The organism is Streptomyces sp. NPDC057939, from assembly GCF_042887545.1.
GTDB lineage: Bacteria > Actinomycetota > Actinomycetes > Streptomycetales > Streptomycetaceae > Streptomyces.
In genome coordinates this window covers 146544-155629 of the sequence record NZ_JBHVPG010000004.1, presented here as the reverse complement: position 1 = coordinate 155629, position 9086 = coordinate 146544, and the positions used below count along the sequence as shown (strand labels likewise).

The window sequence follows — 9086 nt, the reverse complement described above, 5'->3', positions numbered from 1 at the left end:
CGCGGGGGCACTTTTTTTTTTGCGCCCCCCCCCCTAACGCGCGGCTGGCGCGGGGGGGGGCGGGCCCCCCCCCGGGGCGCCCCACCGCCACGGACCGTCTCCCACCGGCCGGCGCCCGCCTACTGCGGGTCCGGTCCCGTCGCCACGGGCCGCTCCGGGTCGGAGGACCACTGCGACCAGCTGCCCGCGTACAGGGCCGCCGGGATTCCGGCCACCTCCAGGGCCAGCACCTCGTGGGCCCCGGAAACCCCCGACCCGCAGTACACGCCCACCGGGGTGTCCCCGTCGGCGCCCAGCGCCTCGAACCGCGCGCGCAGCGCTCCGGCCGGCAGGAAGCGACCGTCCTGCGTCACGTTCTCCGTGGTCGGGGCCGAGACCGCGCCCGGGATGTGACCGCCGATCCGGTCGATCGGCTCGACCTCGCCGCGGTAGCGCTCCCCCGCCCGGGCGTCCAGGAGGAGTCCGGCGCGGGCCAGGGCGGCCGCCCCGTCGGCGTCCAGCAGACCCAGGACACCCGGGTTTGGCTTGAAATCGCCTTCCGTGGGGTTCGGCGTGTCGGAGGTCACCTCTCCACCCGCCGCAGTCCAGGCGGCCAGGCCACCGTCCAGGACGCGCACCGCCGGGTGACCCGTCCAGCGCAACAGCCACCAGGCACGGGCCGCGGCCCAGCCCTGGCCGCCGTCGTACACGACCACGGGGGTGTCGGAGCCCACGCCGGCGCGGCGCATGGCCGCCGCGAAGGCCTCCGGATCCGGCAGCGGGTGGCGTCCACCCGACCCGGGCGGACCTGCCAGTTCACGGTCGAGGTCGACGTACACGGCGCCGGGCAGGTGGCCCGCCTCGTAGGCGGGGCGCTGGTCGGGACCGCCCAGTTGCCAGCGGACGTCCAGGAGCACCGGCGGCCGGGGTCCGGCCAGCTCGTCCGTCAGTTCGGAGGCCGAGAGAATCGCAGTCATGGGCCCATCCTGCCCCCGCCGCGGGGTCCGTGTAACGGTCCCGACACCCGCGGGCCGCAGGGATTCGGTCATCTCTCTTCCCGGCCCGGACGACCCGGCCCGGTCGGGGCGCGCCGCGTGTCCCGGGGTGCAAGCATCGGGCGGGTACGGGGACGAGACGGAGGAGACTGCTGACATGACCGAGGCAGCGCGGGCTTCGCGGCGCCCGCCCGGCACACCCTGCTGGGTGAGCCTCATGGCGCACGGTCTCGGGAGCACCGAGGCCTTCTACGCCGACCTCTTCGGCTGGGAGTACGAGCCGGGGCCGCAGCACCTCGGCCCGTACGTCCGGGCGTTCCTCGACGGTGACGAGGTGGCGGGCATCGGCCAGCTGCCGCCCGACCGGGACCTTCCGGTCGCCTGGACCACGTACTTCGCCACCGACGACGCCGACGCGACCGCCGAGGCGATCCGGTCCTGCGGCGGCACGGTCGCGGTGGGCCCGCTGGACGCCGGGCCGGTGGAGCGGATGGCGATCTGCTCCGACCCGCTGGGTGCGATCTTCGGGATCTGGCAGGCCGGGGACCATCCCGGAGCACGGCCGTTCGGGATGCCCGGCTCGCCCGTGTGGAACGAGCTGCTCACCCAGGAGAGCGTGGCGGTCGGCACGTTCTACTCGTACGTCTTCGGCCACGAGGCGGAGGAGTACAAGGGCCCGGACGCCGAGCTGTACGCGGACGGTCCCGGCGGCCTGGACTACCTGACGCTGCTGCTGGCGGGCCGCCCGGTCGCGGCCGTGCACGGGGTCGGCCGGGCGCTGCCCCGCGACCGGGGGCCGCACTGGATGACGTACTTCGAGGTCGCCGACCCGGACGGGGCCGCCGAGCGGGTGGTGGACCTGGGCGGACGGATCGTCAGCCCGGCCCGGGACCGGATCCGCGGGCGGCTGGCCACCGTGGCGGACCCGGAGGGGGCGGTGTTCTCCCTGATCCGGTCCTACGGCGAGGGCGGCCCCGCGTGAGGTGACCCGACCGCGGCCGCACCGCCGGGGGGGGGCCGTCCCCGGGGTGCGCCGCGCGGGTTCCGTCAGCGGACCAGGAGCACGATCGCCGATCCCCACACGGTGAGCAGGACGTTGCCGAGGGCGTACGGGACGGTGCAGCCCAGACCCGGGATCTGGCTGCGGGCGCGCTCGTTGAGGGCGCCGATCGCGGCGGTGGTGGTCTGGGCCCCGGCCAGCGCGCCCAGCAGGGTGGGGAGCGGGATCCGCAGCACGAAGTGCCCGAACAGGAATCCGACGACCAGGGGCAGCGTGGTGGCCACGGCCCCGCCGACGAGCAGCGGCCAGCCCGCCTGGGCGAGGCCACCGGCGAAGCTGGGACCGGCGTTCAGGCCGACGATGGTGACGAACATGCAGAGCCCGAGGGTGCCCAGCAGCCATTGGGCGGCGGAGGGCAGGTTGCCGTAGGTCGGGTGCTTGCTGCGGACGTGGCCGAAGACCAGTCCCATCAGCAGGGCCCCGGTCGAGGTGGACAGGGACAGCGGGGCGCCCGCGGCGTGCAGGGCCGGGATGCCGATGCAGCCGCCGATGAAGAGGCCGCTCGCGATCCACACCATGTCGGTGGCGAAGGTGGTCGGCACCGCCTTGCCCAGTTCCCCGGCGGCCGCGTCCACCAGCCGGCGGGGGCCGGTGAGGACCAGGGTGTCGCCGCGCTGGAGGGAGTTGGCGCGGCCCATCGGGAGCTCGGCTCCGGACCGCAGCTGGCTGACGATGAACACGCCGGTCATGAAGTCCTCGTGCCGCAGGGTCCCGACGGTCGCGCCGTCGGTGCGGTGGCCGGTCAGCACGATGTGCAGGGTCTCGGTCCGGTAGCCGAGCAGTTCGAAGTCGTCGGACTCCATCCCGATGTGGGTGCGCGCGTCGAAGGCGACGAGGTCCCCGCGGACGGCGCTGACGGCGACGGTGTCGCCGAGGCGCAGCCGGGTGTCGGTGTCGTGCTCGATGATCCGCCCGTCCCGGCGGACCCGGGTGATGTAGATCCGGCGGTCCAGCTCGCGCTGCTCCGCCTCGAACTCCCCGATGCCGCGCCCGGCGAACCCCTCGACGTCCACGTCGTAGGCGCGCAGGACGTGCTGGTAGTAGCCCTGGCCCGCGTCGGGATCGGGGTCCGGCACCGCGCTGTCGAGATCGGCGGCGAGGACGGCGCTGTCGGCGGCGAGGTCGCGGCGCAGCAGTCGGGGCAGGACCGTGGGCAGCAGGATCGCGGGCAGGACGGTGCCGAGCGGGTAGGTGACGGCGTAGGCGATGGCGACGAGGTGGGCCTGGTCCTGGGCGTCGGCGGGGCTCAGGCCCGGGAGGTGGACGATCGTGTCGGCGGCGACGCCGATCACGGAGGACTGGGTGAGGGCCCCGCCGAGGAGGCCCGCCGCGAGGCCGGGGCCGTAGCCGAGCAGGGAGGCGAGCAGCCAGCAGGTGGCGAGGCCGCCGATGCAGACGACCAGGGTGAGCAGGAGCTGGGGGACGGCGTCCTTGCGCAGCGACCGGAAGAACTTGGGGCCGACGTCGTAGCCGAGGGCGAAGAGGAACATCAGGAAGAACAGGGACTTGATCGGCCCGGTGATCTCCACGTGGGTCTGTGACCCGATGATCAGTCCTGCGACGAGGCAGCCGGTGACGGCGCCGACGGCGAAGGTCTTGTAGCGGATCCGGCCGATCTGGAACCCGACGGCGACTGTGAGGAAGACGAGGAGCTCGGGGTACGGCTCGAAGACGTGCTGCCGCAGCCAGTCCATGCGCGCTCCCCCTCGATCGGGCCGGTGCCCGATCCCTGCCCGGGGGCGCGGGCCCCGGCAACGCCCGCCGGGGCCGTTCCCCCTATCGGCCGAGCGCGGAGCGCAGGGTGAGCCCGTACCGGACGCGCAGGCGGCGCAGTTCCCACACCGAAAGCGCGGTCACCGACAGCGGTGGTCCGATCAGGAAGAGGAGTCGGACGGGGAGCGGGGCGTGGACGGGCGGCGCGTCGAAGACCTGGACCGCGCACATCGCCCAGACGAGGGCCGGCGATATCAGCGGCGGGAGCACTTCGTGGACGTCGGCGGTGCGGAAGGTGTGGTGGACGCCGTACATCACCGAGGCCAGACCGAAGGGCAGCGCGAAGGTGTAGACGGCGGCGAAGACGATGTTGAGGAGGAAGCCGGCGGCGCCCATGAAGTCCGCCATCATCAGGCTGCCCGCGGGCCCGGCCAGCAGGAGGAGCAGGATGGTCCCGAAGAGCGCCCCGAGGGCGGACAGCGGGCCGCGCAGTCGGGCCCGGTAGAAGGCGGGGCCGGGTCGCCGGGCGCACAGCACGAAGGTGGCCAGCGCGATCGGCACGAGGACCAGCAACACGCCCGCGCTGAGGAAGAACTCGACGAACTTCTCCTGGAGCACCGAGCCCGCGGACCGGCTCAGCGGATAGGAGTAGAGCAGCCATCCGGTGGCCACGCCGCCGATGGCGGTACGGGCGACCTTGGCGGCCTCGATCTGCGGATCGATCAGCCGCCCGGGTCGCGCGGGGCGTTGCACCCGGGCGGCGAGCACGAGCGGCAGCATGAGGAAGCCGACGCACCCCGAACGGCCGTCGCTCCGAGGTCTCCTGGTACTTCGCGCGTACGTGCGCATGGCGTCGCCCCCCTGACGATCATGAACACCGCATCATAAGGGCCGTCCGCGGGGCCCGGGGCGGCGGGACGGCGGGACGGCGGGACGGGGCGGGGTCGGGGGCAGGACGCGGGGGCTGATCGGCCTCGTGCGGCCGGTGGTGCCGGGAAGGCCGGCGGGGCGGCCCGCCCTGCCGGCCTTCCGCATTCTCCATATGATGATTCGTACTGCTTTGAGCACTGATGCGAAGGTGGTACTCCCATGCCCACTGGCCTCACGGTCGACACGGTAGGCCCGGTGGACGTCGCCGTGGTCGCCTTCGACGGCAACCGGTTCAACGGCGACGTCGCCCCGGCCCTACGCGAACTGCAGGAGAGCGGGGTGGTCCGGATCCTCGACCTGACGTTCGTGAACAAGGGACCGGACGGATCGGTCGCCGTGGTGGAACTGGACGACGCCGCGGTGGACGAAGCGTTCCGACGGGTGACCGGGGAGGGTTTCGACCTGCTCAGCGACGACGACCTCACCCGGGTGGCCGATCAACTGCCGGACAACTCTTCGGCGGTCGTCCTCGTCTGGGAGAACACCTGGGCGTCCCGGCTCGCCGCGGCCCTGCGGGAATCCGACGGGCAGGTGGTCCTCATGGAGCGGATCCCCCGCACCGAGGTCGTACGGGCGATCACCGCCCTGGACGAGGAGGGCTGACGACATGGTGATGCGTCGACGGATGGGACGGCCGGGCCTGCTCGGCACGATGGCCCGGACCGCGGTCGTGGCCGGCACGGCCACCGCGGTGTCGGGCCGGATGCAACGCGCGGCCGCCGACCGGAGCGCCGACCAGCAGACGGCCGCCGACGCCCGGGAACAGGAACTGGTGGACCGAACGGCCGCCCAGGTACCGGTCACCGCCCCCGCGCCGCCCGCGGTGGACCGGGTCGGTCAACTGACCCAACTGGCCGAACTGAAGGCGCAGGGCGTGCTCACCGAAGCGGAGTTCGCGGCGGAGAAGGCCCGGATCCTGAGCTCCTGAGCTCCTGAGCTTCTGAGCGGCTGAGCTCCTGAGCGGCTGAGGCCCGCCGGTCCCGTTCGGCAGCCGGAAGGAGACGAAGGCCCGTCGGCTTCCTTGCGGCTGCCGGAAGGAAGCCGAGGCCCGTCAGCCTCGTTCCGGCACCCGGAAGGTGCGCCGGTAGGCGTGCGGACTGGTGCCGGTGAGGCGTTTGAAGCGCTCGCGGAAGGCGGTGGGCGAACCGAAGCCGACCTGCTCGGCGATCCGCTCGACGGGGTGCGCGGTGGTCTCCAACAGGTACTGCGCCTGCCGGATCCGGGCCCGGTGCAACCACTGGAGCGGGGAGGTGCCCGTCTGCTCCCGGAAGCGCCGGTTGAGGGTCCGCACGCTCATCCCGCCCTGCGCGGCGACGTCGTCGAGGGTGAGGTCGCGCCGGGCATTGTCCTCCATCCAGCGCAGGAGCGGCTCCAACACCGATCCGCGCGGGGTGGGCGGCTGGTCGTGGACGATGAACTGGGCCTGACCGCCGTCCCGCTCCAACGGCATGACGGCCAGCCGGGCGGCGTCGGCGGCCACCGCCGAACCGAGGTCCCGCCGGATCATGTGCAGACACAGGTCCAGCCCGGCCGCGGCGCCGGCCGAGGTGAGCAGCCGGCCGTTGTCCACGTAGAGCACCCCCGGGTCCACCTCCACGGCGGGGTGGCGTGCGGCCAGCAGTCCGGCGGCCGACCAGTGCGTCGTGGCGCGCAGGCCGTCGAGGAGTCCGGTGGCCGCCAGCACGAAGGCGCCCACGCAGATGGAGGCGAGCCTGGTCCCCCGGGCGGCGGCCTGCCGCAGCGCGTCCAGCACCTCCTCGGGTACCGGCGCCGCGGGATCGGCCACGCCCGGCACGATGATCGTGTCCGCCTCGGCCAGGGCCGCCAGCGGCCACGGAGCGCGCAGGACGAACGCCCCGGCGTCGACCTCCTCGGCGGGCGCGCAGACCCGGACCCGGTAGGCCGGACGACCGTCGGGCAGCCGGGTACGCGCGAACACCTCGATCGGCGTGGACAGGTCGAACGGGATCACGCCGTCCAGGGCGAGCACGGCCACGGTATGCATGGCCCGACCCTAGCCCTACGCGGCACCGGCGCCGGCCGGAACCCCGTGCACGGTGGAGGGATATCAGGTGGTCAGGGACAGTCGAGACGCACGGATCACCGGTTGGCCACAATCCGTTGGTAGGTGGCATTCCAGCCCGTTCTCCCGGCGGCGGGCCGTGACTAGCGTCGGTGTCGGCGCCCCACCGGGGCGCGTCCCCCGAGAGACAAGGACACCCGTCCGATGCTGTGCCAGATCGTGCTCTTCGACGGCTTCGACCCCCTGGACGTCATCGCCCCGTACGAGGTTCTCCACGCCGGCGCCATGGCGGCGCCGGGGGCGCTGCGGGTGGAACTGGTCTCGGCGGAGGGCCCGCGCGACGTACCCGGCGGCGCGGGAGCGATCTCGCTGCGGGCCTCGACCCGGCTGGATCCGCAGCGCGCGGACCTGGTCGTCGTACCGGGCGCCGCGGGCCCCCCCGGCCCCCTCGCCGGCCCGGACGCCCCGCCGGACGCCGACTCCATCCCCGCCGTCCTCGGCCGCGCCCTGGAAACGGGCCTGCCCGCACTGCTGGAGGAGGCCCTCGGCCGGCCGGGGTCGACCGTCGCCACCGTGTGCGGCGGCTCCCTGGTGCTCGCCATGGCCGGACTGATCGAGGGCCGGCACGCGACCACCCACCACCTGGGCCTGGACCTGCTCGGCGCCACCGGAGCGGTCGCCGTCGACGCCCGCGTCGTGGACGACGGCGACCTGGTGACCGGGGCCGGCGTCACCTCCGGCCTGGACCTGGGCCTCCACCTGCTGGAACGCGAGCTCGGCCCGCGCATCGCCCACGCCGTGGAGCGGCTCTTCGCCCACGAGCGCCGCGGCACCGTGTGGCGCGCCACCGGGCCGGTCCCGGCGGCCTTCTGAAGCCGGCCGCCCCCTCCCCGGACCCCCTGCCGGCCGACCTCTTGCCGCCCGGCCCCTTGTCCCCCTGACCTCCTGGATCACCCACGTGACGAAGTTCCTCCTCGCCGTCCACGTCCTGGCGGCGATCATCACCATCGGCCCGGTCACCGTCGCCGCCGGCCGGTTCCCCCCGACGGCCCGCCGCGCGGCGACCGAGCCCGGCAACGCTGCCCACCTCGCCGAGGCCCGTACGCTGCACCGCATCTGCCGGGTCTACGCCGTGATCGCGGTCGCGGTGCCCGTGTTCGGTCTGGCAACCGCCAACAGCCTCCGGGTGCTGAGCAGCCCCTGGCTCCTGACCTCCATCGCCCTGACCGCAGCGGCCGCGGCGGTGCTCGGTTTCCTGGTGCTGCCGCGCCAGTCGTCGACGCTGACCGCCCTCGACGGCCCCCTCGACGCGGGCACGGTCGGGAGCGTCCGGCGGACTGCCGGGCAACTGGGCATGTACACCGGGCTGTTCAACCTGCTGTGGGCGACGGTGACCGTCCTGATGATCGTCCGCCCCGGCTCCACCACCGGAGCCTGACGTGCGACGCCCCGACCGACTCCTCCGGTTCTGCGCCCCTCTGGAACTCGTCACCCTGGCCGTACTGCTGACCAACGTCGGCGCCCTGCACCTGGAGGCCGTCGCCTCGGCCGTCGGCCCCCTGCACGGCTGCGCCTACCTGATCGTCGTCCTCACGACCGCCCGCGAGCCGGACGCCGACCGGAGGACCGTCGCCCTGTCGGCCGTCCCCGGCATCGGCGGCGTCCTCGCCCTGCGCCGCCTGACCGCGAACCGTACGTCGCTCAGGCGTGGTTGACGGGGAGGACGTCCGGGGAGAGGGCGCCCGCCCGGGCCGCCGCGGAGGTCATCCGCTTGCGGTGGTGGCGGCGGCACAGGACCTCGTAGCCGATCTCGCCGGCCGGGCGGTTCACGTCGCCGACGACGACCTGGGCGCCCTCGACCACCATCTCGCCGCCGACCGTACGGGCGTTGTGGGTGGCGCGGGCGCCGCACCAGCACAGTGCCTCGACCTGGAGCTGTTCGAGGCGGTCCGCGAGTTCGATCAGGCGCTGCGAGCCCGGGAAGAGCTTCGTGCGGAAGTCCGTCGTGATGCCGAAGGCGAAGACGTCCAGACCCAGGTCGTCCACGATCCGGGCGAGCTGGTCGATCTGTTCGGGAGCCAGGAACTGCGCCTCGTCCACGATCACGTAGTCGGCCTTGCCGCCCTTGGACAGCTGCGCGACCAGGTACGCGTACAGGTCCATGCCCTCGGGCGCCTCGACCGCCTCCGTCACCAGGCCCAGGCGCGAGGACAGCTTGCCCTCGCCCGCCCGGTCGTCCCGCGTGAAGATGACGCCCTGCAGGCCCCGCGCGTCACGGTTGTGCGCGATCTGGAGCGCCAGGGTGCTCTTTCCGCAGTCCATCGTTCCGGAGAAGAACACCAGCTCGGGCATGGCAGGACGGGACCTTTCGGGTCGTGGGCGACGA

At 73.7% G+C, this 9086-nt stretch carries 11 protein-coding genes; 6 read left to right on the top strand and 5 right to left on the bottom strand.

The features are described 5' to 3' along the window. Positions 1 to 119 precede the first annotated feature (119 nt). The gene (locus ACFVS6_RS06820; protein ID WP_389701314.1) at positions 120 to 956 is read right to left on the bottom strand and encodes a sulfurtransferase; all 837 of its coding nucleotides are present in this window, start codon (positions 954 to 956) and stop codon (positions 120 to 122) included. 175 nt (positions 957 to 1131) lie between these two features. Between ACFVS6_RS06820 and ACFVS6_RS06815 the strand changes: the two genes are divergently transcribed. Continuing rightward, positions 1132 to 1956, top strand: a complete 825-nt coding sequence (locus ACFVS6_RS06815; protein ID WP_389701312.1) for a VOC family protein — start codon at positions 1132 to 1134, stop codon at positions 1954 to 1956. A gap of 65 nt (positions 1957 to 2021) precedes the next feature. Here ACFVS6_RS06815 and ACFVS6_RS06810 read toward each other — a convergent pair whose 3' ends face one another. Both ACFVS6_RS06810 and ACFVS6_RS06805 read right to left on the bottom strand, forming a co-directional pair. Further along, entirely contained in the window at positions 2022 to 3728 is a 1707-nt protein-coding gene (locus tag ACFVS6_RS06810) for an aspartate-alanine antiporter (protein ID WP_389701310.1), read from the bottom strand. Positions 3729 to 3810: 82 nt separating this feature from the next. Then, on the bottom strand, positions 3811 to 4527 hold the full coding sequence (locus ACFVS6_RS06805) for a hypothetical protein (protein WP_389701308.1): 717 nt from the start codon (positions 4525 to 4527) through the stop codon (positions 3811 to 3813). Positions 4528 to 4836: 309 nt separating this feature from the next. On the opposite strand from ACFVS6_RS06805, the gene ACFVS6_RS06800 reads away from it, so the two are divergent. Next, on the top strand, positions 4837 to 5280 hold the full coding sequence (locus tag ACFVS6_RS06800) for a DUF6325 family protein (RefSeq protein ID WP_389701306.1): 444 nt from the start codon (positions 4837 to 4839) through the stop codon (positions 5278 to 5280). A 10-nt stretch (positions 5281 to 5290) separates the two neighbouring features. Beyond that, positions 5291 to 5605 (top strand): SHOCT domain-containing protein, encoded by a 315-nt coding sequence (locus tag ACFVS6_RS06795; RefSeq protein WP_389701604.1) that lies wholly within the window; start codon positions 5291 to 5293, stop codon positions 5603 to 5605. A gap of 123 nt (positions 5606 to 5728) precedes the next feature. Here the strand turns inward: ACFVS6_RS06795 and ACFVS6_RS06790 are convergent, their stop codons facing one another. Continuing rightward, positions 5729 to 6682 (bottom strand): GlxA family transcriptional regulator, encoded by a 954-nt coding sequence (locus ACFVS6_RS06790; protein ID WP_389701304.1) that lies wholly within the window; start codon positions 6680 to 6682, stop codon positions 5729 to 5731. Positions 6683 to 6904: 222 nt separating this feature from the next. Between ACFVS6_RS06790 and ACFVS6_RS06785 the strand changes: the two genes are divergently transcribed. The 3 genes from ACFVS6_RS06785 to ACFVS6_RS06775 all read left to right on the top strand — a co-directional run bounded on the left by ACFVS6_RS06785 (position 6905) and on the right by ACFVS6_RS06775 (position 8415). Next, a complete protein-coding gene (locus ACFVS6_RS06785; protein ID WP_389701302.1) occupies positions 6905 to 7573 on the top strand; it encodes a DJ-1/PfpI family protein in 669 nt (222 codons plus the stop codon). An 85-nt stretch (positions 7574 to 7658) separates the two neighbouring features. After that, positions 7659 to 8138, top strand: coding sequence for a hypothetical protein (locus ACFVS6_RS06780; RefSeq protein ID WP_389701301.1), 480 nt, complete (start codon positions 7659 to 7661; stop codon positions 8136 to 8138). Between the two features lies 1 nt (position 8139). After that, positions 8140 to 8415, top strand: coding sequence for a DUF3817 domain-containing protein (locus ACFVS6_RS06775; RefSeq protein ID WP_389701300.1), 276 nt, complete (start codon positions 8140 to 8142; stop codon positions 8413 to 8415). Here the strand turns inward: ACFVS6_RS06775 and ACFVS6_RS06770 are convergent. Then, on the bottom strand, positions 8402 to 9052 hold the full coding sequence (locus ACFVS6_RS06770; RefSeq protein WP_389701299.1) for a thymidine kinase: 651 nt from the start codon (positions 9050 to 9052) through the stop codon (positions 8402 to 8404). The genes ACFVS6_RS06775 and ACFVS6_RS06770 overlap by 14 nt on opposite strands. Between the last annotated feature and the right edge of the window lie 34 nt (positions 9053 to 9086).